Source organism: Baaleninema simplex PCC 7105 (genome assembly GCF_000332355.1).
GTDB lineage: Bacteria > Cyanobacteriota > Cyanobacteriia > Cyanobacteriales > Geitlerinemataceae > Baaleninema > Baaleninema simplex.
Genome location: NZ_KB235958.1, coordinates 3872517 through 3896664, shown reverse-complemented (window position 1 = coordinate 3896664; position 24148 = coordinate 3872517). Strand labels below are relative to the sequence as shown.

28 protein-coding genes are annotated in these 24148 nt (G+C 51.3%); 12 read left to right on the top strand and 16 right to left on the bottom strand.

Annotated features, from left to right (window positions below; all coding sequences use genetic code 11):
• The first annotated feature begins 218 nt into the window (after positions 1-218).
• From gpmI to GEI7105_RS31475, 3 genes are read left to right on the top strand one after another with little or no spacing between them, the layout of a single operon-like run.
• Positions 219-1817 carry a 2,3-bisphosphoglycerate-independent phosphoglycerate mutase gene (gene gpmI / locus GEI7105_RS0119765; protein WP_017662165.1) on the top strand — a complete coding sequence of 533 codons (1599 nt, stop codon included), beginning with the start codon at positions 219-221 and terminating at the stop codon, positions 1815-1817.
• 54 nt (positions 1818-1871) lie between these two features.
• Positions 1872-2099 carry a preprotein translocase subunit SecG gene (secG, locus tag GEI7105_RS0119760; protein ID WP_017662164.1) on the top strand — a complete coding sequence of 76 codons (228 nt, stop codon included), beginning with the start codon at positions 1872-1874 and terminating at the stop codon, positions 2097-2099.
• Entirely contained in the window at positions 2090-2860 is a 771-nt protein-coding gene (locus tag GEI7105_RS31475) for a hypothetical protein (RefSeq protein ID WP_017662163.1), read from the top strand. The genes secG and GEI7105_RS31475 overlap by 10 nt, the downstream gene beginning before the upstream one ends.
• Positions 2861-2982: 122 nt before the next feature.
• Here GEI7105_RS31475 and GEI7105_RS0119750 read toward each other — a convergent pair whose 3' ends face one another.
• The 8 genes from GEI7105_RS0119750 to nuoH form a co-directional block, all read right to left on the bottom strand.
• Complete coding sequence (locus GEI7105_RS0119750; protein ID WP_017662162.1) at positions 2983-3678, bottom strand: IS630 family transposase; 696 nt, start codon at positions 3676-3678, stop codon at positions 2983-2985.
• A complete protein-coding gene (locus GEI7105_RS0119745) occupies positions 3675-4118 on the bottom strand; it encodes a helix-turn-helix domain-containing protein (RefSeq protein ID WP_017662161.1) in 444 nt (147 codons plus the stop codon). Before GEI7105_RS0119745 ends, GEI7105_RS0119750 begins: the two co-directional genes overlap by 4 nt.
• A gap of 72 nt (positions 4119-4190) precedes the next feature.
• The gene (locus tag GEI7105_RS0119740; RefSeq protein ID WP_017662160.1) at positions 4191-4547 is read right to left on the bottom strand and encodes a hypothetical protein; all 357 of its coding nucleotides are present in this window, start codon (positions 4545-4547) and stop codon (positions 4191-4193) included.
• 9 nt (positions 4548-4556) lie between these two features.
• Positions 4557-5138 (bottom strand): Uma2 family endonuclease, encoded by a 582-nt coding sequence (locus tag GEI7105_RS0119735; RefSeq protein ID WP_017662159.1) that lies wholly within the window; start codon positions 5136-5138, stop codon positions 4557-4559.
• A gap of 405 nt (positions 5139-5543) precedes the next feature.
• Complete coding sequence (gene nuoK / locus GEI7105_RS0119725) at positions 5544-5846, bottom strand: NADH-quinone oxidoreductase subunit NuoK (protein ID WP_190288540.1); 303 nt, start codon at positions 5844-5846, stop codon at positions 5544-5546.
• A 73-nt stretch (positions 5847-5919) separates the two neighbouring features.
• On the bottom strand, positions 5920-6540 hold the full coding sequence (locus GEI7105_RS0119720) for an NADH-quinone oxidoreductase subunit J (protein WP_017662156.1): 621 nt from the start codon (positions 6538-6540) through the stop codon (positions 5920-5922).
• A gap of 89 nt (positions 6541-6629) precedes the next feature.
• On the bottom strand, positions 6630-7259 hold the full coding sequence (ndhI, locus tag GEI7105_RS0119715; protein WP_017662155.1) for an NAD(P)H-quinone oxidoreductase subunit I: 630 nt from the start codon (positions 7257-7259) through the stop codon (positions 6630-6632).
• Between the two features lie 71 nt (positions 7260-7330).
• Entirely contained in the window at positions 7331-8449 is a 1119-nt protein-coding gene (nuoH, locus tag GEI7105_RS0119710; RefSeq protein WP_017662154.1) for an NADH-quinone oxidoreductase subunit NuoH, read from the bottom strand.
• 137 nt (positions 8450-8586) lie between these two features.
• On the opposite strand from nuoH, the gene GEI7105_RS0119705 reads away from it, so the two are divergent.
• Positions 8587-9090: a thermonuclease family protein gene (locus GEI7105_RS0119705; protein WP_026097805.1), complete on the top strand. Its 504-nt coding sequence runs from the start codon at positions 8587-8589 to the stop codon at positions 9088-9090.
• 126 nt (positions 9091-9216) lie between these two features.
• On the opposite strand, the gene GEI7105_RS0119700 is transcribed toward GEI7105_RS0119705, so the two are convergent.
• Entirely contained in the window at positions 9217-9744 is a 528-nt protein-coding gene (locus tag GEI7105_RS0119700; RefSeq protein WP_017662152.1) for a GNAT family N-acetyltransferase, read from the bottom strand.
• Between the two features lie 322 nt (positions 9745-10066).
• Here GEI7105_RS0119700 and GEI7105_RS0119695 point away from each other — a divergent pair, with 322 nt between their 5' ends.
• Positions 10067-10789, top strand: coding sequence for an ACT domain-containing protein (locus GEI7105_RS0119695; protein WP_017662151.1), 723 nt, complete (start codon positions 10067-10069; stop codon positions 10787-10789).
• Positions 10790-10857: 68 nt separating this feature from the next.
• The gene (locus tag GEI7105_RS0119690; RefSeq protein WP_017662150.1) at positions 10858-11445 is read left to right on the top strand and encodes a Uma2 family endonuclease; all 588 of its coding nucleotides are present in this window, start codon (positions 10858-10860) and stop codon (positions 11443-11445) included.
• 334 nt (positions 11446-11779) lie between these two features.
• On the opposite strand, the gene GEI7105_RS0119685 is transcribed toward GEI7105_RS0119690, so the two are convergent.
• The 4 genes from GEI7105_RS0119685 to GEI7105_RS0119670 all read right to left on the bottom strand — a co-directional run bounded on the left by GEI7105_RS0119685 (position 11780) and on the right by GEI7105_RS0119670 (position 15763).
• Positions 11780-12379, bottom strand: a complete 600-nt coding sequence (locus GEI7105_RS0119685) for a GNAT family N-acetyltransferase (RefSeq protein WP_017662149.1) — start codon at positions 12377-12379, stop codon at positions 11780-11782.
• Positions 12376-14109 carry an ABC-F family ATP-binding cassette domain-containing protein gene (locus GEI7105_RS0119680; protein WP_017662148.1) on the bottom strand — a complete coding sequence of 578 codons (1734 nt, stop codon included), beginning with the start codon at positions 14107-14109 and terminating at the stop codon, positions 12376-12378. Before GEI7105_RS0119680 ends, GEI7105_RS0119685 begins: the two co-directional genes overlap by 4 nt.
• Before the next feature lie 202 nt (positions 14110-14311).
• On the bottom strand, positions 14312-14635 hold the full coding sequence (locus GEI7105_RS0119675) for an ArsR/SmtB family transcription factor (RefSeq protein WP_017662147.1): 324 nt from the start codon (positions 14633-14635) through the stop codon (positions 14312-14314).
• Between the two features lie 51 nt (positions 14636-14686).
• Positions 14687-15763, bottom strand: a complete 1077-nt coding sequence (locus GEI7105_RS0119670) for a glycosyltransferase (RefSeq protein WP_017662146.1) — start codon at positions 15761-15763, stop codon at positions 14687-14689.
• Positions 15764-15772: 9 nt separating this feature from the next.
• Between GEI7105_RS0119670 and GEI7105_RS0119665 the strand changes: the two genes are divergently transcribed.
• Entirely contained in the window at positions 15773-15985 is a 213-nt protein-coding gene (locus GEI7105_RS0119665) for a hypothetical protein (protein WP_017662145.1), read from the top strand.
• Here the strand turns inward: GEI7105_RS0119665 and GEI7105_RS0119660 are convergent.
• Entirely contained in the window at positions 15982-16281 is a 300-nt protein-coding gene (locus GEI7105_RS0119660) for a ferredoxin (protein WP_017662144.1), read from the bottom strand. The two genes, GEI7105_RS0119665 and GEI7105_RS0119660, sit on opposite strands and share 4 nt — an antisense overlap.
• A 436-nt stretch (positions 16282-16717) precedes the next feature.
• Here GEI7105_RS0119660 and GEI7105_RS0119655 point away from each other — a divergent pair, with 436 nt between their 5' ends.
• Complete coding sequence (locus GEI7105_RS0119655) at positions 16718-18208, top strand: sodium/glutamate symporter (protein ID WP_144053878.1); 1491 nt, start codon at positions 16718-16720, stop codon at positions 18206-18208.
• A 578-nt stretch (positions 18209-18786) separates the two neighbouring features.
• On the opposite strand, the gene GEI7105_RS0119645 is transcribed toward GEI7105_RS0119655, so the two are convergent.
• Positions 18787-19122 (bottom strand): hypothetical protein, encoded by a 336-nt coding sequence (locus GEI7105_RS0119645; protein WP_017662141.1) that lies wholly within the window; start codon positions 19120-19122, stop codon positions 18787-18789.
• Positions 19123-19548: 426 nt separating this feature from the next.
• Positions 19549-20436 carry a mechanosensitive ion channel family protein gene (locus GEI7105_RS0119635; protein ID WP_017662140.1) on the bottom strand — a complete coding sequence of 296 codons (888 nt, stop codon included), beginning with the start codon at positions 20434-20436 and terminating at the stop codon, positions 19549-19551.
• Positions 20437-20697: 261 nt separating this feature from the next.
• Here GEI7105_RS0119635 and GEI7105_RS0119630 point away from each other — a divergent pair, with 261 nt between their 5' ends.
• The 4 genes from GEI7105_RS0119630 to GEI7105_RS0119615 all read left to right on the top strand — a co-directional run bounded on the left by GEI7105_RS0119630 (position 20698) and on the right by GEI7105_RS0119615 (position 24021).
• Positions 20698-21246, top strand: a complete 549-nt coding sequence (locus tag GEI7105_RS0119630; RefSeq protein ID WP_017662139.1) for a Dps family protein — start codon at positions 20698-20700, stop codon at positions 21244-21246.
• A 535-nt stretch (positions 21247-21781) separates the two neighbouring features.
• On the top strand, positions 21782-21970 hold the full coding sequence (gene psb35, locus GEI7105_RS0119625) for a photosystem II assembly protein Psb35 (RefSeq protein ID WP_017662138.1): 189 nt from the start codon (positions 21782-21784) through the stop codon (positions 21968-21970).
• Positions 21971-22081: 111 nt separating this feature from the next.
• Positions 22082-22447, top strand: coding sequence for a hypothetical protein (locus GEI7105_RS0119620; RefSeq protein WP_026097802.1), 366 nt, complete (start codon positions 22082-22084; stop codon positions 22445-22447).
• 143 nt (positions 22448-22590) lie between these two features.
• On the top strand, positions 22591-24021 hold the full coding sequence (locus tag GEI7105_RS0119615; RefSeq protein ID WP_017662136.1) for a hypothetical protein: 1431 nt from the start codon (positions 22591-22593) through the stop codon (positions 24019-24021).
• The last annotated feature ends 127 nt before the right edge of the window (positions 24022-24148 follow it).

The window sequence follows — 24148 nt, the reverse complement described above, 5'->3', positions numbered from 1 at the left end:
TCGACTCAATATCTATCTAGCGATAGAAAAAACTCGTCCCATCGAGGGAAAAACCCCTTCGATCCCTCATGCGATCGCAACACTCCCGCGATCGAAATCGAGTATTTTTCGGCGATCGTTGCCGAGAAATCGCCTCCGACGTGGCGTCCCTTACCACACAGATTGGATGTCGATGGTATGATGACCTTGAATTCTAATCGCGAAAGGGCAACTGAGTTATGAGTCAAGCACCTGTATCTCCGGTGGTGCTGGTGATTCTAGACGGCTGGGGATATCGAGAAGAAACCAAAAATAACTCCATTGCCACAGCAAAAACCCCCGTAATGGATAGTCTCTGGACTGCATATCCCAGAACGACGATCCGCACGTCAGGTAAAGACGTGGGGTTACCAAACGGGCAAATGGGAAACTCCGAAGTCGGTCACCTCAACATCGGTTCGGGACGGGTGGTGCCTCAAGAACTGGTGCGAATTTCTGACGCGATCGAGGAAGGCACAATTCGAGATAACCCGGCGATTAACAAGCTGTTCGACGCCGTAAAAGCTTCGGGAGGGAAACTCCACCTGAGCGGTTTGTGTTCGGACGGTGGGGTTCACTCGCACCTCGATCACTTGTTAGGACTGATCGACTTGGCAAAAGCTGAAGGGATCGATCGCATCTGTATTCACGCCATTACCGACGGCCGCGATACGAAACCAACTTCGGGAATTCAATCGATCTCGAACTTACAAGAGCATCTCGATCGCGTGGGAGTCGGCGAAATCGTCACCATTAGCGGTCGTTACTACGCCATGGATCGCGATCGCCGCTGGGATCGCACGGAAAAAGCTTATCGAGTCATGACCGAAAACGAGCCGAGGGTCAACAAATCAGCCGTCGAAGTCATGCAAGACTCTTACGCCGAAGAGGTGACGGACGAGTTCGTCCTTCCCACGCGCATCGCCCCCGGTGCAGTGGAAGCCAACGACGGATTTCTATTCTTTAACTTCCGTCCCGATCGCGCCCGTCAGCTCACGCAAGCCTTCGTGCAAGAGGGTTTCGACGGCTTCGATCGCGATCGCATCGAACCGCTACACTTGCTCACCTTCACGCAATACGATCCGAATCTTCCCGTGTTGGTCGCCTTCGAGCCGCAAAATCTCACCAACATCCTCGGAGAAGTCGTGTCCGACAACGGACTGAAACAGTTCCGTACCGCCGAAACCGAGAAATACGCTCACGTGACCTATTTCTTCAACGGCGGGAAAGAAATGCCGTTTGACGGCGAAGACCGCCATTTGGTCAACAGTCCTATGGTGGCCACTTACGATCGCGCTCCGGCCATGTCCGCCGAAGACGTGACGAATATCGCCGTAGACGCCATCGGACAACAGGTTTACTCCCTGGTGGTCATCAACTACGCCAACCCCGACATGGTGGGACATACGGGGATGATGGACGCGTCGGTACAGGCGATCGAAACCGTCGATCGCTGCTTGGGACGACTCCTCGAAGCCATCAGCCAAGCCGGAGGAACCACCCTCATCACCGCCGATCACGGAAACGCCGAATATATGAAAGACGAAAACGGCAATCCCTGGACGGCACACACCACGAACCCCGTTCCGTTTATTCTGGTAGAAGGGGAAGGGGTGAAAGTTCCCGGCCACGGTGGCGACGTGGTCTTGCGCGAAGACGGTCGCTTGGCCGATATCGCACCGACGATCCTGCAATTGCTCGGTTTACCGAAACCGCCGGAAATGACGGGGCGATCGATGATCGTTCCGGCTGGATACGAAGTGCGTCCGAACCGGACTCCGGTAACCGTGCGCGTTTAATTCCTCGAACCCGAGACAAAACCTAAACTGTAACCTACACAAGACATTTCGAGAATGACCACTATTCAACTCGTTCAAATTGCTTGGGTCGTTTCTGCGGTCAGCCTGATCGTGTTGGTGTTGCTACACTCCCCCAAAGGAGACGGCATCGGCGGGATTGGCGGACAAGCGCAACTGTTTACCAGTGCTAAAAGTGCCGAAACCACCCTCAACCGCATCACCTGGACGCTGACGATTATCTTTATGGGTTGCACGCTCCTTCTCAGTGCAGGATGGGTTTAAGACATCGCAAACGCCTTCGACTCAAGCGACACTGCGTCTCGAGTAGATGGTATTACATAGGGCTGGCTGCGATCGCAGTCGCCCTTGTTTTATGGAATTCCCCGTTCGCAACGGGAGGCGTTTCAGCACAATTACCTCGCTTCTCATCGATCTCGGAAACCCTCGACTCGGCGATCGATCGCCTTCCCTTGCGTCCTCATCCCCTCCCCGAACTGCTGCAACAGGTGGAACTCGACGGCGACGACTATAGCGATCGCCTCGAATCTACTCCAGTCGGGGCGTTAGTTTGGTCGTCGTTTCCCGTTCGCGTTTACGTCGATGCTGACGCTCCCGCCGAGTGGAGAACTGCTGTCGAATCCGTTATAAACGAATGGGGCGCGTATTTGCCCCTCAGCCTCGCTCTAGACGCCGAAACCGCAAATATTACTATTTGGCGGCGCAACCCACCGCCAAGGCGTGAAAACGGGGATATACGTGCCGCTTCAGCCCGGACGACCTATCGGTTATTTTGGGACGATCGAACGCTACGCCACCGATTTTCCATTTTAGTCAGTCCGACTCAAGTGGGAGAGTACGTCAAATCAGCCGTTCGCCACGAACTCGGTCATGCTTTAGGAATTTGGGGTCATAGCGACGTGGAAACCGACGTGATGTATTTTTCCCAAGTCCGCCGTCCTGCGTCCATTTCGCCCCGCGACGTGCAGACGCTGCGACGAGTGTACGAACGATCGACTCGTTTGGGCTGGAGCATTGAAGAGTAGAAAAGCTGGATTTTTCGCCTTCGATCGAGATGAGAGAAAGGTCGAGTTTAGAATAACGTTAGCCATTGGAGACGGTGGCTAACGATGCATTTGAGATTTTGATATCGTCAACTAGTGCAGCGTCAAAACTTAATTTTAGGGTAGACCGAGGCCAGCTTGCAGCGTGCGTCCTCTACCTTCATCTGCCAGTCAACCCCGCGCTGGGAATGGTTAATGTCGCTCGACCAAGCAGCGGTTTCCGCTCGTAACTGGTCGAGGTCGCCAAAGCGCCTGCCATCAATACACTGTCGAGTCATGGCACTCAACTCGTTTTCGGCAATGTTGAGCCAACTGCCATGCTTGGGGGTGTAGCAAAAGTCAAGGCGACGCACCAACGCTCGTGCGCGTTCGGGTTCGAACGCTTCGTAGAAAGCCCCTTTAGTATGGGTATTGAGGTTGTCACAAACGAGCTGTACTCGTTCGCCATCGGCATAGCGTTCCTCGACGATTCGGGCAACTTCAATAGCCCAGTCAACTTTAGTTCGCTTCCGGCGCACGCACACCTGACGCCAACCCGCCAAGGGTTCTGTAAACATGAAGATACTGGCAGTCCCCGCTCGCTCGTACTCGTAGTCCACCCGCTGACCATGCTTGGCCGTCGCCGGACGAGGTGTACGGGTCTCTCTTTGTAATTGCACGGGCTGCTCGTCCATGCAGATAACTGGACGGTTTGGGTCGTAAGGTTTGGCATAGAGATCGAGTACCGCTTCCATGTGGGCGGCAAACTCAGCGTCCGCTTCCGGCGGTATCACCCAGTACTCTATCTTGCGGTTGGTCATCCCGTTTTTTTCAGGGTTTGCCGCACGGTCTCATGGCTGACCGCTTCGACAAGGCCCAATTCGACCACCTTACGGGCCAGCAAACGCAACGACCAATTGGCATATCCTGCCGGTGGCGGACCTAACCGCATCGCTATTACCTGCGCTTCCTGTTCCCCATCCAGTCGCTTGTCTGTCGGTGGACGGGTTCGTTTCACTCCGTTGAGTGTTATCTCAAACCCTTGTTCTACCAGCCGTCGGCGAATGTTCTCTACCGTCTTCGTGCGGCAATCGAACGCCTCAGCTATCTGCTGGTCAGTCCAGTTTGGCCCGTCTGCATCCGCTTTCAGCAAGATCTGCGCTCGACGTACTTTTTGGCTACTACCATTGAGTTTCTTAATCACTGCCTGTAGCTGATGACGCTCTTCTGCTGTCAGGCGCACAATGTATTTTTTCTGCATGGGACTCCGGCTCGCTCCCTACAGATTACCTCAATACTCCCGTTAACCCTAATTCTTAGAGTTGACGCTGCACTAGGGTGATATTTCGTATCTCCCAATTACTTCTATTTTTCCCACGATATTCGCATTGAGTTCTTCTAGAAGATCGGCAGGAATCCACCATTCAGTATGGTAAGACGCACCGACCTGTTGAATATCGAAGCGATCGATAAAACTTTTCTTGACCTTAAATTTTGTCACATAACCGATACCACTATCTCTAGTATTCCATTTTGTTGCGATTTCTTTAGCATATTGTTCGTTAGTTACGGGATAAAAGATAGGTTGACCTGCCAACCTCGGCGGCCACTTTGTATAGTTTGATGCTTTTACCAATTCTAGCTCTTTCGATCCAGTGGGTCGATATAAAGTAACTGTTTCGACATTCATATAACTCACTTAATTTTCAAAAATTTCGCTGAAGTCGAGGACGAATCCCGGTAATACGGGATCGCCAGAAACTTGGGTGGGGTTTTCGAGAATTTCGACGGAGCGATCGTCCCCATAGACTTCGACGATTTTACGCTGAGGATCGACAAGCCAACCGAGTTTTGCCCCATTGTCCATATACTCTCTCATTTTAGTTTGCACTTGACTCAAACGGTCTGACGGCGATCGCAATTCAACGACGAAATCAGGGCAGAGGGGAAGGAATTTTTCTCGTTCTTCTGGGGTTAAAGCGTTCCAGCGATCGATTTTCAACCACGACGCATCGGGAGATCGATCTGCACCGTTGGGCAGTTTGAAACCTCCGGCAGAGTCGAATACTTTTCCAAGTCGAGTTGTGCGGTTCCACGCTCTCAATTGAAAGTTAATTTCAGAGTTGCGATCGCTAGTTGCCCCTCCAGTAGGTGGCATGATGATGAGTTCTCCCGTAGCGGTTCGCTCGAATTGCAACTCTGGATTATTTTGACATAAATTCCAAAATTGCTCGTCAGTGAGTTTGAGATCGAGTTCTAATGGAAAAGTTAGAGCAGTCATGGCAATAGAGGAAATGCTTAATTCTACAATCTGCTCGGAGGACAGGATTTTAAAAGCCTGCGTGACGGGTTTCAATACAGTTTTCTATCTGCTCTTGTTGTTCGTTTTTTCTAATAAAAACCTTACTAGACAGTAGAAGACTAATGTTGTCTGCGTTTAACTTTTTCTTCTTTTTTAAGCACATTTGAAGTCTTACGCCATAGGGTATACGTCGTGTAGAGTTAGCTATAAAATTTCGCTCTTCTGATTGTTTTTTGTTTAACACGATCGAACAGAATTTAGACCTTGGTGGTGCAGAAAACTTTTCGAGATCGGGAATTGATATTTTGATAAAAAATAGACTTCCCCGTAGAAGCGCTACCAACAACGTCTCTACGGGGCTAAAAACGAATGGAATTCGGTAATTTACCACTTCAACAGGTTGAACCGTTCCATATCGATAGTGTCGCGGTTGCGGTAAATCGCCAGGACGATCGCCAAACCCACCGCAGCTTCGGCGGCAGCGATCGTAATGACGAAAACCGAAAACACCTGTCCTTTAGCGGCTTCGTCCAGGTAGTTCGAGAACGCCATCAAATTGAGGTTGACGGCGTTTAACAACAGTTCGATCGACATCAACACGCGAATCGCGTTACGGCTGGTAATCAAACCGTAGATACCGATACAGAACAGCGCAGCCGCAAGGAGTAAATAATACTGGAGTTGCAGTTCCATTAATTTTCTCGTGATTTTCTCGAGTGACGAATTGCGAAAACGAAGTTGACGCTGAAGCGATCGCCCGTCAGGAGTTCTCCGACGCCGAAGAAGACTCACCAATCGCGCCGACGGGTTCGCGGGGACGCTCTGGCAAGCGGAACACCACTTCGCGCTGAGCGTCCGTCTCTTCAGGGACGAACTCGCGACGTGCCAGCACGATCGCACCGATCATCGAAATCAACAGCAACACCGACGCCAGCTCGAAGGGGAGCAGAAAATCGCTAAAGAAGTGTTCGCCCAAGCGAATCGCCGTGCTTTCGATGGGTGCGACGCTATCTAACACCGCCCACGAGGTCGATCGCACCATCGTCGCCAGCAGAGCGAACAGTCCCACACACACCAAAGCAGTTGCTCCTTTGCGGAACCAGGCATTTTTCATCGGTTGGAACACTTCCGTTTTGTTCACCAGCATAATGGCGAACAAAATCAGCACGTTAATCGCACCGACGTAAACCAACACTTGGGCAGCGGCCACGAAATCCGCGTTCAGCAGCAGGTACATTCCCGCAATGCTGATAAACACGCCCCCCAACAAAAAGGCAGAGTAGACGATATTTTCCAACAGCACTACGCCCAGAGCGGCGGCGATCGTCGTTGCTGCCAAAATTCCAAACGAAACGAATTGAACGCCTTCGGCTAAATTCACGACTTTTTCCTTATCTCTTGTCTTTTGCGAACGGGGTCGAGCGACGGAACGGGACTCGAACCCGTTCCTGACTTCCTGTTGACGAGTTTCTAGTTTTTCTCGGCATCAGAAGCCGCATCGTCTCGATCGCCCTGTTCCCGTTCTAATTGTTCCAGAATTTGCTCCGGGCGAAGACCTGCCCGTTTAGAACCTTTGGGCAAATCGTGGGGGTCGCTGACGCCTTTGGGCAGGTACGCAAACTCGCGCATCGGCGTCACCATCGGGTCGAGGGTGACTTTTTCCGGCAAGCGACCCAAGGCCACGCTGTCGTAGTTCAACTCGTGGCGATCGTAAGCACTCAACTCGTACTCTTCCGTCATCGACAAGCAGTTGGTGGGGCAGTATTCCACACAGTTTCCGCAGAAAATACAAACCCCGAAGTCGATGCTGTAATGGTTGAGTTTCTTTTTCTTTTGTTCTTTATTAAATTCCCAATCCACCACGGGTAGGTTGATCGGGCAAACCCGGACACAGACTTCGCAGGAAATGCACTTATCGAACTCAAAGTGAATCCGACCGCGATACCGTTCCGACGGAATCAGCTTTTCATACGGATACTGTACCGTCACCGGGCGGCGGCTCATGTGGTCGAAGGTAACAGACAACCCTTGACCGATGTATTTGGCCGCTTGAAACGACTCTTTCGCGTAGTCGCCAACTTGTTTGAGGAACTTAAGCATGGTGTTCTCCCTATCTATCTCGTTGTCTGACGCGATATCTCACGCGATCGCGGACAACTGCACGAACTGGTTTAACCGCCAAACGCCACGGGGAAGGCCAGTTTCAACCCAGCAGTAATCAGCAGGTTTGCCAGGGAAACCGGAAGCAAGAACTTCCAACCGAGGTTGAGCAATTGGTCGATACGAACCCGAGGCACCGTCCAGCGCAGCAAAATCGCCAAGAAGACGAGTAAATAAGTTTTCAGCAAAACCATCGTGATGCCCAGGGATGCCGTAACCACTTGCACCCAAGGGGACATTTCGCTCAATCCCAACCAACCCGCGATCGCTTCTACGGGAACGGGGAAACTCCATCCCCCCAAGTAGAACACGGCGAACAGCAGGGCGCTCAGTACCAGGTTCACGTAAGACCCGAGATAAAACAGGGCGAATTTCATCCCGGCGTATTCCGTCTGATATCCCGCGACGAGTTCTTCTTCGGCTTCGGGTAAGTCAAAGGGCAAACGCTCGGTTTCTGCCAACGCCGCCACCCAGAAAATGATGAAGCCCACGGGTTGACGCCAGACGTTCCAACTGAGAATGCCGTAACCGGATTGCTGTTCTACGATGTCGATGGTGCTGAGGCTGTTCGACATCATGACGATCGCCAGAACGGATAACGCCAGAGGAATTTCGTAGCTGATCGATTGCGCGGCCGCCCGCAAGCCCCCGAGAAGGGCGTATTTGTTGTTGGACGAGTAGCCGGACATCAACAGCCCGATGGGGGTAATGCTGGACAGGGCAATCCATAGAAACGCCCCGATTCCCAAGTCGGTAATAACGAGGTTCTGTCCGAAGGGAACGATGAGATAGGACAGAAACACGGGAATTACCACCAATGCCGGGCCGATGGTGAACAGCCAAGGATCGGCACGGTTGGGGATAATGTCCTCTTTGAACAAAAGCTTTAGCCCGTCTGCAACCGGTTGCAGGCTTCCGAGAGGGCCGGCGTATTCGGGGCCGATGCGCTGTTGCGCGGCGGCGGAGATTTTCCGTTCCAACCACACCGCCACGAGAACGCCCACCGTTGCCACGACGAGCATCAGCAACATGGGCAGGGGCATCCACACGACTTTCGCGACTTCGGACGGTAGGCCGAAGTTCGTGAGTAGGTCGATAAGACTGCCTTGAAGGTCAATTCCTGATTCCATATTGACGGATAAAATATGAAGATTTTTTACCAATACTTTTTCTAGTGTACATTGCAAGGTGAGGAGAGATGGCCGCAGGACTCATAAGAATTCCTACTCATTTGGGTTGAGGTCGATGATGAGGGGATGATGGGGTGATGAGAAGATTGGCGATCGCACTGCTGCTATGTGGGCTGTGGTTGGCGGGGTGTCAGCCTCAGTCGCCCCAAGAAACGGAAACCGCCCGCGTGGTGCGGGTTGTCAGCGGTCAAACGGTGGAAGTCGAATTCGCCGGAGAAGTCGAAACGGTACGCTTGCTCGGTCTCGACGCGCCGGATTTGCAACAAGTGCCGTGGGGTGAAGCGGCGAAAATGGCATTGGAAGCCGACATCGGTGGGAAAACAGTGCAGTTGGAATTCGATCTCGAGACCCGCGATCGCTTCGATCGCCGACTGGGATATATTTGGCTCGACGGCACGTTAATTAACGAACGGGCGATCGCCCGAGGTCACGGACTTTTCGCATCCCGTCCGCCAAACGTTAAATACGACACCCGACTCCAACACGCTCGCGATCGCGCCCGCATCTTAGGCTTAGGTATCTGGAATCCCGACGATCCCCTGCGCCAAACCCCCTCAGAATTCCGACAACAACGCCGCTAACGCTAAATCCTTCTTGAAAGAAACCTGTCAGGGGCGGTGCGTGACGCGGCAAATCTCATGTTGCTGTCAATACAAGACATTTTCTGGCCGCGTCACACACCCTACCGCTGGTGACTGGTGACTGCACTAGCGGGGATACCAAAACATACCTTTAATACCCTCGGGGTCGGACATAAAGCCCAAGCCTCGGTAAAAATCGACCACGTGGGGGTCGGCGAAGAGAGTGATATTGCTAATATCTTCGCGGCGGAGCTTACTAATTAAATAGTTCATCAACGCGCGGCCGAGACCCTTTCCTTGAAATTCCGGCCGGATAGCCACGTCCCAAACTGTGGCGTTGAAGGCGTAATCGGAGGTCGCGCGAGCAAAACCGATCAACCGCTTTCTCGCACCTCGAATTTCCCACATCGACACGACGAGGAAACTGTTTTCGAGTGCGCGGCGCACTTTGCGGAGGGGACGACGGGCCCAACCGACCGAGTCGCACAGTTCCTCGAGTTCGTAGAGGTCGATATTGCGATCGGTACTGAAGAAGATACGACTTTGCGTGCCTAAACGCTCGATCGTCCCTGGCGCAGCGTACTCTTCCAAAGACAGTGCTTTCGGCGACGGAGCCGGATCGGAACTACTGAAAATGCTTTTCCAAAAACCCATGCAGGCGTGGTAATGGTTAGTAGAAGTTCGCGAATGGGATAGTTGCCCTAGAGCTTCATTATATCTGGGGATTGCCTGTTCCAAGCGACGACCTCCCACAAATCCACGATTGTCGTCTATCCGTGCCAGGACGAAGGACTCGAAATCGCTTGGGGTAAGCCGATGTTCGACCCGTAAACGCCCGAACCTCTAACTTTCTATCGATCGCCTACAGTAGAATAGCGTTCTTCCGTTATCCATCGTGGTTGCATCTGACAAAGTCGCGCTCTCCCGTTGGGGCGCCATCTCGACCGACGACCTGGCCTGTAACTGGACAATATCTATGGCTCCGGGCTTAAAATCATCTACCTTAGACCTGTTGAAACGCTTTAACCGGGCGTTTCCGCAGTTTTACGAGCAGTTTGTCAGCAGCGAGATCCAACTGCAAAACCTGAAGTTGGCGTACCATCTCTACAAAACGCGCCAAGCGGTCATCGAACTTCGTCCAGAAGGTCAGAAAAGCGCTCTACATTTCGCCTATCGCAATCAATCCTTTCTCCTCAGCGATATTTTCGGGGTGCTGGCGGCTTACGGACTGACGATTCACAGTTTGAGTTTGTACGGCCAGATCGCGCCGCCGATGTTGGTATTTATTAAGTTGGTGGTGTCTCGCGGCGGTCAGGCGCTTTCTGAAAAAACCTCCGAAAACGTGGCGCGTGCGGTTCAGGAAGCGCTGGCGGGACACTTCGAGGTCGAAGAGATGTTGGCGGTGGAGTTCAATCTCGATGCGGGGTTGGAGGACGTGGAAACGGAGTTTTACGTCGATCCCGTGTTTCACCTTCCGGCGTTGTTAATCGAGGCGGACAACCAACCGGGTTTGTTTTATAAGGTGATGTATGCCATTTGGCAAGAGGATTTGTTGGTAGTGAATGCGAATTTGTTGGTGTGGCGCGGTCGCACTCGGTTGATTTTGTATTTGCTGGGGCCGAATGAGTGCGCGATTCCCGATTATTTGGGAAATCAAATTGCGGACAGCGTGCGTCAGCGTTTGTTGGGAAGTTCTTAGGGTGGGGAGAAGTGAGGGCGATCGCACACTAACTCAAATTCCATCAAAATAGCGCCTAAACAGAGTCCATGAATACGATTACGCTATCGATTCCCAAATCCATCGAACTAACAGACGAACAGTTCGATCGCATCTGTACGGCGAATCGTGATTTGAGATTCGAGCGCACGGCGACGGGAGAATTAATTATTATGACACCGACAGGGGGCGAAACGGGACGGCAAAATTCAGAAATTCTCGGTCAACTGTGGCTGTGGAACCGCCAACACGAACTCGGTCACGTCTTCGACTCCTCTACGGGGTTCAAACTCCCGAACGGTGCGAATCGTTCCCCCGATGCGGCGTGGATTCCCCTGCAAACTTGGGAGTCTCTCAACGTCGAAGTCAGAAAGCGATTTCTTCCCCTGGCTCCCGATTTCGTCGTCGAGTTGCGATCGCTCAGTGACGAGTTAAAGTCGTTACAAGAGAAGATGCGGGAATATCTCGAGAATGGAACGCGCCTCGGTTGGTTGATTAATCCCGAGAATGAAGAAGTGGAAGTCTATCGTTTTGGGGAAAATTTACAAGTTTTGAACCGTCCTAACTCGTTGTCTGGCGAGCCACTTTTACCCGGTTTTGTCCTCGATTTATCTAATATTTGGTTGTCGAAAATGTAGAGCGATCGATGCCCACCAAAAATGCTTTTTTGTAGCTAGAACAGCGGTACAAAAATCCCGTAGGGTGCGTTCGCGGGAAACAAACCTAATTCGCGGGAAATCCAGTCCACGAACTTTCCGCAAACGCACTAACCCCATCACAACATCAAGCCTCCTGACTGGGCGTATCTCACTTTTGTTATCGCAACCCCACCCATCCTCCCCGAGCTTGCGGGGAGGTACCGGAGGACGTTTGGCGAGCGCGGTTCGGACGTTCGGCGAGCTCAGTCGAGCCGCTGAGCGCTCACCGTCGAAGCCTCAGTCGAGGTGCGGAGGGGTCATGGCCAGTCGCCAGTTACTGGCGATAGCGGCGCAACATTCCTGCAATTCGTTCGGCGCGATCGCGCTCGTAGTCGAGCAGTTTTCCGTAATACTCGTGTTCGCTCAAATTCAACGATAAATAAACGTGCTGTCGGGGATTTTTAAAGCCTTTGCTCGTGAAGAAATTAATCGCGGCTTCGTTGGAGGGATCGGTATCCATTAAAACGGTTTCAGCTCCCTGTCCGATCGTCCGTTCGATGAAGCGATCGACCAATTTTCCGGCGATACCAAGTCGATGAAAGTCTGGACTCACTCCCAACCAGCGAATATAACTGTAAACATTGAATTTTTTATCCGCTTTTTTCTCGACGATCGTGCCTAAAATAAACCCAGCAAATCGACCATCTACTTCTGCAACCAAACACAAATCGGAATCGGTATTGTACGCTCCGGAGACTTCCCATTCATCCCAGGTTCGATAAAGTGAGGGATACAATTCGCTCGAAAAAAGTTGTTCGCCTAAATGGAAAATGGGCGCAATATCGTCAATTCCCATTTCGCGAACGGTAATTTCAGGGTGGGAGTTTGCTGTTTCTTCAGACACGATCGCTCCTTTACCATCAATGAATTTCAAACGGCACTTTTCTGCTTTTTATTCTGCTTCTTCTCCAACTGTTTCTGCTTTTGTTTCTCCCGCTTCTGCTTCCGCTTCTGTTCCTCTGCGCGTTGCTTTGCCTCTAAATCTGCCTTAACTCGCACTTCTTCTTTTTTATCTAAGTAATAGTGATAGTCGCCGTTATACAAATGTAATTCGCCGTTTTCGATTTCGACGATTTTGTTAGCAACTTGCGAGATAAAGTAGCGATCGTGCGAGACGATTAATGCCGTACCGTCGTATTCTTTCAGCGCCGTTTCTAACATCTCTTTGGCGGGAATGTCGAGGTGGTTCGTCGGCTCGTCTAAAATCATTAAGTTCGCCGGACGCAACAGCATTTTCGCCAACGCCAACCGCGCCTTTTCACCGCCACTCAAGGCAGAAACAGGTTTAAAAACGGTTTCTCCACTAAATAAAAACCGTCCTAATAAGGTGCGAACTTCTTCGTTTTTCCACGTCGGAACTTCCTGATGAATCGTTTCCATTACGGTTAGATTCAAATCCAAGGCTTCGGCTTGGTTCTGCTCGAAATAACCGGGGACGACGTTATGTTTTCCCAGTTCGACTTTTCCTTCCTCAATGGTTTCCATGCCCATAATCAACCGTAACAGGGTCGATTTGCCGCAACCGTTGGGGCCGAGAAAGGCAATACGATCGCCCCGTTCGACGAACAAATTAGCGCCCAAAAACAAGATGTTTTCGTCGTAGGTATAGGTTAAATCTTCAATGGTGACGACTTCTCGTCCGCTGCGGGGTGCGGGGGGAAAGTGAAATTTCAAGCTTTTCGTGCTGCCCGTGGGAGCGTCCACGAGTTCCATTTTATCGAGCTGTTTTTCGCGGCTTTTAGCCTGGGTGCTGCGGGTGGCACTGGCACGAAATCGCTCGATAAAAGCTTGCTGTTTTTCGAGTTCTTTTTGTTGCCGTTCGTAAGTCGACAGTTGAGCCAGTTGACTTTCGGCTTTTTGCTCGAGATATGCCGTATAGTTGCCCAAATAGGTCGTGGAAACGCCCCGTTCGGTTTCGACGATTTGAGTACACAGGCGATCGAGAAATTCTCGGTCGTGTGACACGATAACCATCGGGGTGTTAATCCCTTTAAGGTAATTTTCTAACCATTCAATGGTTTCGAGATCGAGGTGGTTCGTCGGTTCGTCGAGGAGGAGAACGTCGGGGTCTTGCAGTAAGATTTTCCCTAAACTCATCCGCATTTGCCAACCGCCGCTAAAGTCGCTGACGAGGCGATCGCCGTCGCTGACAGAAAATCCCACTTCGGGAAGGATTTTTTCGATTTGAGACTCGAGACTGTAACCGTCGAGGGCTTCAAACTTGCGTTGGTGGCGATCGAGATCGTGAATCAGGCGATCGAGTTCCTCTGGGGAGGCGGTTTCCATCGCTTTCGTCACGTCGGCGATTTTCTGCTGGATGCAGTTGGCTTCCTCAAACACCGTCCAAAACTCAGCCCGGACGGTTCGCGTCGGTTCGACTTCAAACTCTTGAGTCAAATAGGCGATTTTCAAACTCGCCGGACGAATGACTTCGCCAGCGGTGGGTTCGATTTCGTCGGCGACGATTTTTAACTGGGTGGATTTTCCAGCCCCGTTAGCCCCGACGAGTCCGATGCGATCGCCGGGTTTGACTTCCCAAGTTACATCTTTGAGAACTTCGATCCCGCCGGGATAGATTTTGCTGATACGTTCGAGTCTAAGCATAAAATACGGTGTGAGGACTCCGGGTGTGCGGTGAGGTTTTGGCGAAGCAGTCTGCAAACTGCTCTCACTGTAACAAACCGTTACAACAATCCCAAGCATCAAATGTTACACGATGTTGGGTACGGGAGAGGAGCGGGGCGCGTCTTAAATTTGAGGGTGTCAACGCAGTTGAAGAAACGCAGGGTTTGACAACGTGCGATCGTCAAGGACAGCAAGGGGGAGCAGGACGTCGGGCAGTCGATCGCTGAAATTTTCCGAGATACTGTTCTAAGGCGGTAAGTTGAGAAAAATTAAGGCTGTAATACACCCAACGCCCTTCCTGACGGGGAGAAACTAACTTAGCGTCGCGTAAAACTTTCAGGTGAAACGACAGTTTCGATTGAGGTGTATCGAGGAGATCGCACAGTTCGCAGACGCAATGTTCGCGATCGCACAGCAAATCGAGAATTTGCAATCGCAGGGAATCTGACAGGGCGCGAAATCCCAGCCCGATCGATTTTTCGTCTAACACGTTCGGCGTTTTCATCTCTGCCTGTCAATACATCGATATTTCATTGTAACGAGTCGTCCGATTTTCCTAACTCGCCGTCTGTTGTCGCACCCGTTCTGAATAATCGGGCGATCGCACCCGTCGAAACAGTTGAAACGCCAACTTCCGCACGCTCGAGGGAAGATACGACAACCCCAGCCCCAATCGCGCTTTTTTCGACCCACCGCCAACCGCGATCGCTTGCTTTAACAAAGCGCGTCCCCGCGTCGCGTCTCCGGTTTCGATATATCGCAACCCCAAAGCTTCCTGAGTTCCCGCCAGTTTTTGACGCCGCAACTGTTCTAACTCCGCGTCGTCGAATCGATAACTGTCGAGACAGATGACTTTGGCGTTGAGAAAGCGCAGGTTCTGCTCGGGGCGAGTTTGTTGTCCGCCGTGAATGCGGTACTCCATTAAATATTCGGGAATATAGTACCCCTGCTTTCCCGCCAAGGCCAACCGGACGAGTAAATCGAAATCTTCGCAGCCGTCAGCCTCGGGGGGAAACGTCCGCATAAAATCCACCGCTCGCAACGCCTCGAGACGAAACAGCGTCGAACCGATTTGTAAGCTTTGATGGTGAAACGTCTGTAACGTTAAATCGGCAATTTTCCCCTCGGGAATTTTATCTTTTCCCCATCTGGCGGCGTTTTCCTGCGTCGTTCGCTCGTCTCGCCGACTGTTGGCGTCGATAATCCAGTGATTGGTACACACGAAGTCGATGTCGGGACGAGTTTCGAGAACGGCGACGGTTTTCTCAAGGAATTCCCGACAGAGTGCGTCGTCGTCGTCGAATTTAATGAAGTAGTCTCCCGTGGCGGCCTCGTATCCCGATCGCATATTAGGACTGCGCCGGATGTTCTGGGGGTGGCGGATGTAGCGAATGCGGGGGTCGTCCCACTGTGCGACCACCTCGGGGGTGTTATCTGTGGACGCGTCGTCGCAAACAATCAACTCGAAATCGGTATAAGTCTGAGCGAGAACGCTGTTGACCGCGTAGGTCAGGTAACGGGCGCGGTTGTAGGTGGGGATACAGACGCTAACTTTCGGCATACCACTTTGGGATAGGGGTTCGTTGACGCCAGAAGGATGAGGAGAAACGGAGATACGAAAAACTCCGTGCAAAACAGCTAGATGTGGAGACGACCCGATCGCATCGAAAATTGGAGAGATTGGCAAGAAAGCCTCAACTGTAGTGTAGCTCGAACGCGATCGCCCCAACCATCGCCACAACGCGAAATCCGCCCGAAAGTTCGCAACCTCCAGACGGACTCACAAATTTCTCGTTTTATCCAACTCGGCGAAGCGAGCGCTTATCGAACTGCTTCAGCCAAACTGGGATTTTAGTAGAGAGCTTCTTCTTGGTGGGTGACGATAGTGCAGTCCGAGGTGGGGTAAGCCACACAGGTTAAGACGTAACCGGCTTCGATTTGATCGTCGTCCAAGAAGGATTGGTCGGATTGGTCGATCGAACCTTCAGTGATTTTACCGGCGCAAGTCGAGCAAGCACCCGCACGGCAGGAGTAGGGCAGATCGATGCCTTGTTCTTCGGCTACATCGAGGATGTACTCATCTTCGGGAACGTCGATTGTAGCGTTGAGACCTTCGTCTTCGTTAATGAGGGTAACTTTGTAAGTTGCCATGTGATTATTGTCTCCAGACTATAAGCTTTCCTAATCGCAAAAATCGACGTTTTTATCGCCGATCTATCGCTGTTAGGTATCTACTATCTCTGATAGTACGGGAAAAAATGGATGATGCAACCCCTCGATCGAGGGCGATCGCAACGAAATTTATTATAACTATTCCTAATTCAACCTCGATTTACTTATGGATCGATTTCGTGAAAACCAATCCTATTAACAAAGTCTTTATATTTTGTCAATTAAACGAGAGTCGTAGCTTTTCAACTGCCTTTAGAGTTAAAGACGAGCGTTCGTCCGAATCGGCGACAGCGTGCAACCTGAAGGCTCGACCGAGCGAGTGAGGATTCTCTCTCAATCTCTCGATTTCCCGAGCGAGACACCCAGCAGTTTAAGCTGGAGAGAAGACGAACCGCGATGGATTCACCGAACCCCTATGCTCGTGTCCCCGTTTTCCCTCGGTACGTGGAACCTCGTAGCGGCGATCGCTCGAGGAAATCCCACCTTCGATCTCCAAGATGCGTTTTTCGCCTTTGTCATCGTGGGGCTTTTAATTCTCGCCGGACGCTCGATCCGCCAAAAGCTGAAGATCTTGCGAATACTCTACATCCCCAGCTCGATCGTTGCGGGGGTGTTGGCGTTGCTGCTCGGGCCGCAAGTTCTCGGACAATGGTTCGATCCCGATTCGCTACTCGGCGGGGGCTTGTTTTCCGAAGACGTTCGCAACGTTTGGAGTCAGTCTCCCGGTGTCTTTATCAACGTCGTCTTCGCAGCGTTATTTTTGGGGGAAACGCTTCCCAGTCCTCGGGACATTTGGCGCAAAGCTGCCCCACAGGTGGCGTTCGGACAGAGTCTCGCCTGGGGTCAGTACGTGGTGGGATTGGTTTTGACGCTGTTTTTGTTGACGCCGATCTTCGGAATGTCTCCGATCGCGGGAGCGTTAATTGAAATTGCCTTTGAAGGGGGTCACGGAACGGCGGCGGGGATGGCTGAGACCTTTGTGGATTTGGGATTTCCCGAGGGGGGCGATTTAGCTCTCGGATTGGCGACGATAGGAATCGTGTCGGGAATCGTATCGGGAATTTTGTTAGCCAACTGGGGACGCCGTCGGGGATTGGTGGCCTCGGTGAGACTGGAACCGGCTTCGGTGGAGGAACCTTACGAAACCGAAATCGCTCGCCAGGAAAACCCGGATATCGTGGCGGCTCGAAAACGGTTGACTCAGGATTTGCTCATCGATCCGATTTCGCTGAATTTGGGATTTGTGGGGTTGGCGATCGCCATCGGTTGGTTGATGTTGGAATTTCTGAAAGCGATCGAAGCGGCCACCTGGGGACAGAACGGTTTGACGATCGTGGGCTACGTTCCCCTGTTTCCGATGGCGTTGTTGGGAGGAATCGCCGTACAGGGGATGTTGGCGCGGTTGCGTTTAACGCCGTTAGTGATGCGATCGCTGATGGAACGTATCGCTGGGGTGGCGTTGGACGTGACGATCGTTACGGCGTTGGCCTCGATTTCCCTGACGGCATTAGGGGCGAACGTGGTGCCGTTTACCGTGCTGGCGTTGGCAGGGATTGCTTGGAACGTCCTAGCCTTCGTGTTTTTAGCCCCGCGTATGTTACCGACGTTTTGGTTCGAGCGGGGATTGGGAGATATGGGTCAGTCGATGGGCGTGACGGCCACGGGAATTTTGTTACTTCGGATGGTAGACCCTCACAACCGCTCGGGGGCGTTTGAAAGTTTTGCTTACAAGCAATTATTTTTCGAGCCGATCGTCGGTGGAGGGTTGTTTACGGCGGCGGCTCCAGTTCTCATCGTTCAGTTCGGGGCGACTGGGGTTTTGCTGCTGGCGGGGGGGCTGTTGGTGTTTTGGCTAGTTTTGGGACTGTTCGTCTTCGGACGCAAGGTGCGATCGCTTCAGGAGTAATGGGTGCTGACGGTTTTGAATGGGCGAAGCGAATTCTCGATCTCGGGTCTCAGTTCGGCGGGTGCATCTCACTTTCGCAAATACACAAGTTCTGCAATTTGTCAATATCTTCCTCAAGGACTGCTAGAAGGGGATTCACTCCTTTAAGTATTTATACTTATCGAAGAATTGAGATGCACCGCAGTTCGGCCCTGTCGATCTCGTCCGATCTCCTTAGCTCCCCGGCCGTACCGCCTCGAACGCTTCGTCTGTAAAACGTAAATCAACTGTACTAACAAAATACTTATCCATAAATCCTGTGTTGCTTATTTCACAGGTCATTGAGGGCTTTTAAAAAAGAATTAATTTGTTGTATTTTCACCTTTGAAGAAAAATGCTTTAATCAAATTGGAGGGTTTGGAATTGGCGTTATGTATTGGATGACTTTAACATTAGCGATCGCCTACGTTAGCAGTGTTTATCTATTGCTGGCTTTGATTCGCAAGACGATGTTTCGCCGCGCAACTGCCAAAGTCAAATAATTGAAAGTCGGGGTCGAGAAACAGTAGATTAGCCGTTTCCCGACCTCGACTCACAACCTATGCAATCGTACTTCGGGCGATCGAGGTTGAAAGGTGAGGCGTTTTAGAATCGTGCCTGTGGCCTGACGGTAGTGAAAATCCTTCGATCTCGCCGAGCAGATCGTCGAGTATCTGCCAGCGCTCGGCGGTTTCCAAAATCGTTTCCGTCACTTCTTGTCCCGGTGCGATGAGAAGAGTGCCGTCGGGTTTAGTGACGAAACGAGCCGCGTGACGCCCAAGAACGCGATGTTTGAGGTGATGGTACTCGATCGAGGACGAGTTCGTATCGGCGGTCTCGTCTGCTGTGCTGTAGGCAGTATCAGATGTCTCGAGGAGTCGAGATCCTCGTGTCATGATGAAATTCCTCCTTAGAATACGATGGTGTCACTTATCGAAAATAAAGCGATAAAAAAAATATAGCTCGGACAGTGGGAAGCAACGAACCTGTCCCGAACTACGTTTAGTGTAACGAGTATCCGTTGTATTTCTGCCTATCGCTCGGTAGAGTTGCGATCGATTTTTTCAAAAACGCGATCGATGGCATTTCCACGAAGACTACAAAGTTCTAGTGAAGTCATACCGATTTCGTCTCGATATCGTCGTTGGACTCTAAAGTTTTTCTAAAAGCATCGGGCTTTCAAATCTTAACCATTTATAAAATTCTAATTTCGACAACCTTTACGCGTGTCCCTCGTCGAGGATAGAAAAAAACGCCCGATCGACCGAGGTGCGATCGGACGTTGAAAGAAAGCGCTAGAGAACTGAAAGCAGAAAGAACCTCTAATTCCCGTTGCGATCGGCAGAAAGCGGCATAAAATCAGCAAATTCACGCTGGTCGAAATGATAGACCGTGCGAATGGGATAGGGAATGCTAATGTCCGCGCGATCGCAGGCAGCCTTCAGTGCCATCACGACCTGAGTTTGCGTGCGCCGGACTGTCGCGCGTTCGGGATACGTCCAATAACGCACCACCAAATCGATCGAACTATCGCCAAAACTCACCACGTCCACTTCAATTTCCGGTTCTGCAAGAACCCCCTCAACTCCCTGGAGGGCTTCATAGAAAACCTCTCTAGCCTTGGGAAGTGGCGTGTTATAGTCCACCCCGATCGATAAATCCGTGCGGCGGTGAGACAAAGCCGTCAGCACCTGTACCGGACTCGTAAATACCAGAGAATTAGGAATGACGACGCGTTCGCCGCGATACGTCCGAATTTGCGTCGAACGAATGGCAATTTCCTCCACGGTTCCTTCATAATCGTCCACTACGATCTGATCGTGGAGTTGGAAGGGTTCGTGTAACAGCAGTAAGATTCCCGCCAGAAAATTCTTGAAAATATCCTGAAACGCAAAACCAACCGCCACCGAACTCAGCCCCAACAGAGCGATGAGATCGCCAACGCGCAAGCCGGGAAACGCGATGACTCCCGCCGCGAGAATTCCCGCCACCCACGTCGCCACGAAACTCGTTTGTACCGTCAACGACTGGAGCGATCGACTTTTGAGAACGCGCCGCGCCGTTGCCGAAACCAGCCGCTGTACCAAACGGGAAACGTAGCGAGTCAGCAGCAAAACGACCGCTGCAACCAGCAACGCCGGTAGCAGTTCGATCGCCTGTCCCACGAGGTTAACCAGGCGGGACTGAATTTCTTGAATTAATGCAGTCATCTTGATGATTCCTTTAAAAAACGCAGCAGAGCGTGCGGCGTTCTTCCTAACAAGCACCGCTAACCTAGACGGAAATTGCCGTTTTGTCATCTACCACTCGAGAGAGAGTCGAGGGTGCGATCGCCCAAAATGCCGAGATAGAACAGTTCTCTTTCCATCGAACGTCGCCCCGATCGCACAATCTGTCGTTTGACAGACGACTGCACCCCCCGCTCGTTGTTGTAATAGAGGTGAAGCGAAACGAAAGGAGTTTTTTATAGTATGCGTCCGATTAATATTGGATTAACCGATCGCCAACGTAAAGGAGTTATCGAACTTCTCAATCAAGACTTAGCGGACTTATACCTGCTGTTGGTCAAAACGAAAAAATATCACTGGGATGTCGTCGGTCCTCAGTTCCGTACGCTTCACGAACTTTGGGAAGAACACTATACCAGTCTGACTGAAAGCATCGACGAATGTGCCGAACGGGTGCGTGCGTTGGGTGGCTATCCCATCGGAACCGTCGAAGGCTTTTTACAACTGTCGTCGATTAAAGAACATCCCGGCGACGTGCCGACAGCCAATCAGATGGTCGAACGCTTGATGAACGACCACGAGCAAATTATTCGCAACTTGCGCGGTCATATCGATCGCTGCTCTGAAGAATTTGACGACGAAGGTACCGCCGATTTCTTAACTGGATTGATGGAAGACCACGAAGAGATGGCGTGGATGCTGCGTTCCTTCCTCGGCGGTGAATCTGTTACCGCAGACGGAACGGGTCGCGAATCCAGCGTCAGTGAAGAAATGCCGACCGGCGTGCGGTAATCGCTTCAGATTTATTACCGTTTGTTGGAATGAAGTCGGTACTCTCTAACGGCTTAGCGTCCGAACTCCCCAGTTTCCCTCGGGAAACTGGGGGGTCGAGCGATCGCTGCTCTTTATTTCTAAAATAATTTTATAGAAATATTTTCACAAATACTCAATCGATCGAAAATTTATCATCTATTAATACATTTAGGGCTAAGGTTGAGTGCATCTCAAAAATGTAAATCGATCGGAGGCAAGCTTGAGTCCTCGATTTAGCTGCTGTTGGGTTGAGCGAAGCCGAAACCCAACCTACCCCAGACTCATACATATTTTTACAAAAGTGAGATGCACCCTAGGTGTTAGCCCTAATTTTCAATGCTTATTCTCTCGACCGAACCGATAATCTCTAACAATTGATGACTCTACCTAGAGTTTTAGATAAATTCACAAACATCTCAAAACAATCTACTTCTAGATAGATGTAAGACAACTGCCGTTTTCGTTAAAGTAAGAAGTGAAGATAAAGAAACACGCGAGGTAAAACACTTTGAGTATGTATTTATTAGTTGAAGGCTCTCAACAAGCCTTTCAATACCCGCTTTCTTTAATTGCCGTGGGTGTTGTAGGATTCATTGCCGCCGCTACGTTAGGATCGATCGCCTGGTATAACTCCAAACGTCCCCCCGGTTGGCAAGATAAGGAACGTCCCGATGTCGTTCCCGACATTGACACTAACCAGTAAATCCAAGACGTTTCTCAATTCGTCGCATTGGAACAAAGTCAAAAAATCTTCCAATCGCGAATCGAAGCAAAACGCTCTGTTTGTAAGCAACCGAAATCAGGAGACCAAAGTATGAGTATCAAACCGACACCGGACGCTGAAAACCTACATTACGATCGCGAAATCCTTCCTACCGAAACCGGAGAACGGTTAAAACGCGAAGGTGAAAACTTTCAAGAAACTCCCGAACCGGCCAAAGATCCCAGCGAAGGACACATCGACACCACTAAAGGTTACACCGTCGATCGCGAAGGCTTGGCGAACAACTACGCCATCGAACCGGAAATGTATTACGAAGTTCCCGGCGATCGCCGCGAGAAAAAGGAAGCACTCGAGCAGCAACGGGCTGAAGAAGTAGAAACCGTCAACGAAACCGACGAAGACGGCAAACTCGAAGTCGGAGAAGACCGCCGTGGTAAAGGCCCTGGCTTGTTCTAAACCCATCAACTGAATCTGACAGCCCAAGCTCAGCTTTCCCGCTGAGCTTATTCCTTTGGTATTAGAGAAACAGGGGTTGTCTGAGCGATTTTGTTTACATTCAAATCCTATTCTCCAATCTTTCATAAATTCTCGTTATTGCGATGCTACAGACCCTCAAATATCCCTCTAAAAAATGGATTGCTTGGTGGGCAAAATTCACGGCGATTCTTGCGGCGTTCAACCTGTTTTTAGGATTGTTCGACCTCAGTTACATTACCATGCGGGACGTCTATTTACGCTACGTTCCCGAACTCGTGACCCTTTACGATCCCGTCAAAGGCATCGAACCCCACCCTCAAACCGAAAAATATCTCGAGAGCGTCGATCGCCTCGTCGATCTCGTGGGCGAATCCGGTCTCGAATCCCAACAAACCGAAGCCTTACTAACCGGGTTGCGATCGCAAAGTGACGCCCTCATCGACGAAAACCCCTTTACCGGATCGGGAAAATTCGCCACCTTCGCCAAACTACAACGACGCGTCAGCGATCGCGTTGGTAGCGATTCCGCCAAACAAGCCTTGCGTCGCTTTTGGACGACAGACTACTTACAGACTTACGGCGTGCGATCGGAACTAGCATTTTTCCAAACCCGCATCGCCCCCCTACTCGACGGTAACTATTACCGCCCCACCGACGATTACGGCCAACCTGTCGATTGGTACTGGCGCATCGACGCTTGGTTTATTGCCTTTTTCGCCATCGAATACCTCGCGCTGACCTTTTTCGTCTCTCGCCGTCGTCCCGGTGTAAGCTGGGGAGACGCCATGTTACGACGATGGTACGACCTGTTTTTACTGGTTCCCATTTGGCGGTGGTTGCGAATTATCCCCGTCGCCGTAAGACTGCACCAGTCGAAAGTGGCGAACATGGAAGGGATTCTCTCGCAGATTACCTACGAACCAGCAGCGTATCTCTCCGATCGCGTGTCGGAGTTCGTCACCGTTCGCACGTTAAACCAGGCACAGGAGGCAATTACCGAAGGAGACATGGCCCGGGCGATTTTGCAACCCTCGTCCTACATTAGCGTCGGCGACGCCAATACCCTAGAAACCATTACCGATCGCCTGTTGCAACTGACCATTTATCGCGTCTTACCCGAAGTACAACCGGAACTGCGATCGCTGCTGCACTATTCCCTCGACAGTGCTTTTCGCGAATCGGCGTTCGTCGAACTCATCGAACGCATTCCCGCCTTACAACATTTGCCTCAAGACACCATCGATAACTTGTCCAACTACCTGGCCAACGCCACCTGCGACGCTTTAGCCAACGCCTACGCCGACGAAATCGGACGGGAACGCTTCGACGAACTGACCCAAGAATTTCAAGTGGCGTTGCGGCAAGAACTTCAAGACGAGAAGACCTTAGACGAATTGCAGACCTTGTTATCCGACCTTCTCGAAGAAGTGAAAATCAATTACGTGCAGCGATCGGCCGAACGCACTCCCGAAGAAACCATCGAAGATGTCGAAGCGGTCTTCGATCGCATCGAACGGGAAAACGCCGCCGCCTCGTCCCAAGACTCTACCTAGGGACAGACGACCGACCTCTCGAGGATGAGATAAGGTCGCACCAAAACCTTTGAATTTTGGCGATATTCATCGGGCGATCGCTCGTTTTTGAAAAGCCATCCCTCTGCAAACCTCAAACTGAGTCATC

Bases quoted from the DNA above. Each gene is read 5' to 3' on its own strand.
- GEI7105_RS0119745 (WP_017662161.1), bottom strand. From the start codon at position 4,118: ATGCAGAAAAAATACATTGTGCGCCTGACAGCAGAAGAGCGTCATCAG.
- psb35 (WP_017662138.1), top strand. From the start codon at position 21,782: ATGTATTTATTAGTTGAAGGCTCTCAACAAGCCTTTCAATACCCGCTT.
- GEI7105_RS0119635 (WP_017662140.1), bottom strand. From the start codon at position 20,436: ATGACTGCATTAATTCAAGAAATTCAGTCCCGCCTGGTTAACCTCGTG.
- secG (WP_017662164.1), top strand. From the start codon at position 1,872: ATGACCACTATTCAACTCGTTCAAATTGCTTGGGTCGTTTCTGCGGTC.
- GEI7105_RS0119735 (WP_017662159.1), bottom strand. From the start codon at position 5,138: ATGACTGCTCTAACTTTTCCATTAGAACTCGATCTCAAACTCACTGAC.
- GEI7105_RS0119705 (WP_026097805.1), top strand. From the start codon at position 8,587: ATGAGAAGATTGGCGATCGCACTGCTGCTATGTGGGCTGTGGTTGGCG.
- gpmI (WP_017662165.1), top strand. From the start codon at position 219: ATGAGTCAAGCACCTGTATCTCCGGTGGTGCTGGTGATTCTAGACGGC.
- nuoH (WP_017662154.1), bottom strand. From the start codon at position 8,449: ATGGAATCAGGAATTGACCTTCAAGGCAGTCTTATCGACCTACTCACG.
- GEI7105_RS31475 (WP_017662163.1), top strand. From the start codon at position 2,090: ATGGGTTTAAGACATCGCAAACGCCTTCGACTCAAGCGACACTGCGTC.
- GEI7105_RS0119690 (WP_017662150.1), top strand. From the start codon at position 10,858: ATGAATACGATTACGCTATCGATTCCCAAATCCATCGAACTAACAGAC.
- GEI7105_RS0119695 (WP_017662151.1), top strand. From the start codon at position 10,067: ATGGCTCCGGGCTTAAAATCATCTACCTTAGACCTGTTGAAACGCTTT.
- GEI7105_RS0119665 (WP_017662145.1), top strand. From the start codon at position 15,773: ATGTGGAGACGACCCGATCGCATCGAAAATTGGAGAGATTGGCAAGAA.
- GEI7105_RS0119700 (WP_017662152.1), bottom strand. From the start codon at position 9,744: ATGGGTTTTTGGAAAAGCATTTTCAGTAGTTCCGATCCGGCTCCGTCG.
- GEI7105_RS0119630 (WP_017662139.1), top strand. From the start codon at position 20,698: ATGCGTCCGATTAATATTGGATTAACCGATCGCCAACGTAAAGGAGTT.
- GEI7105_RS0119675 (WP_017662147.1), bottom strand. From the start codon at position 14,635: ATGAAAACGCCGAACGTGTTAGACGAAAAATCGATCGGGCTGGGATTT.
- GEI7105_RS0119620 (WP_026097802.1), top strand. From the start codon at position 22,082: ATGAGTATCAAACCGACACCGGACGCTGAAAACCTACATTACGATCGC.
- GEI7105_RS0119615 (WP_017662136.1), top strand. From the start codon at position 22,591: ATGCTACAGACCCTCAAATATCCCTCTAAAAAATGGATTGCTTGGTGG.
- GEI7105_RS0119645 (WP_017662141.1), bottom strand. From the start codon at position 19,122: ATGACACGAGGATCTCGACTCCTCGAGACATCTGATACTGCCTACAGC.
- GEI7105_RS0119660 (WP_017662144.1), bottom strand. From the start codon at position 16,281: ATGGCAACTTACAAAGTTACCCTCATTAACGAAGACGAAGGTCTCAAC.
- GEI7105_RS0119655 (WP_144053878.1), top strand. From the start codon at position 16,718: ATGCTCGTGTCCCCGTTTTCCCTCGGTACGTGGAACCTCGTAGCGGCG.
- GEI7105_RS0119680 (WP_017662148.1), bottom strand. From the start codon at position 14,109: ATGCTTAGACTCGAACGTATCAGCAAAATCTATCCCGGCGGGATCGAA.
- GEI7105_RS0119740 (WP_017662160.1), bottom strand. From the start codon at position 4,547: ATGAATGTCGAAACAGTTACTTTATATCGACCCACTGGATCGAAAGAG.
- ndhI (WP_017662155.1), bottom strand. From the start codon at position 7,259: ATGCTTAAGTTCCTCAAACAAGTTGGCGACTACGCGAAAGAGTCGTTT.
- GEI7105_RS0119750 (WP_017662162.1), bottom strand. From the start codon at position 3,678: ATGACCAACCGCAAGATAGAGTACTGGGTGATACCGCCGGAAGCGGAC.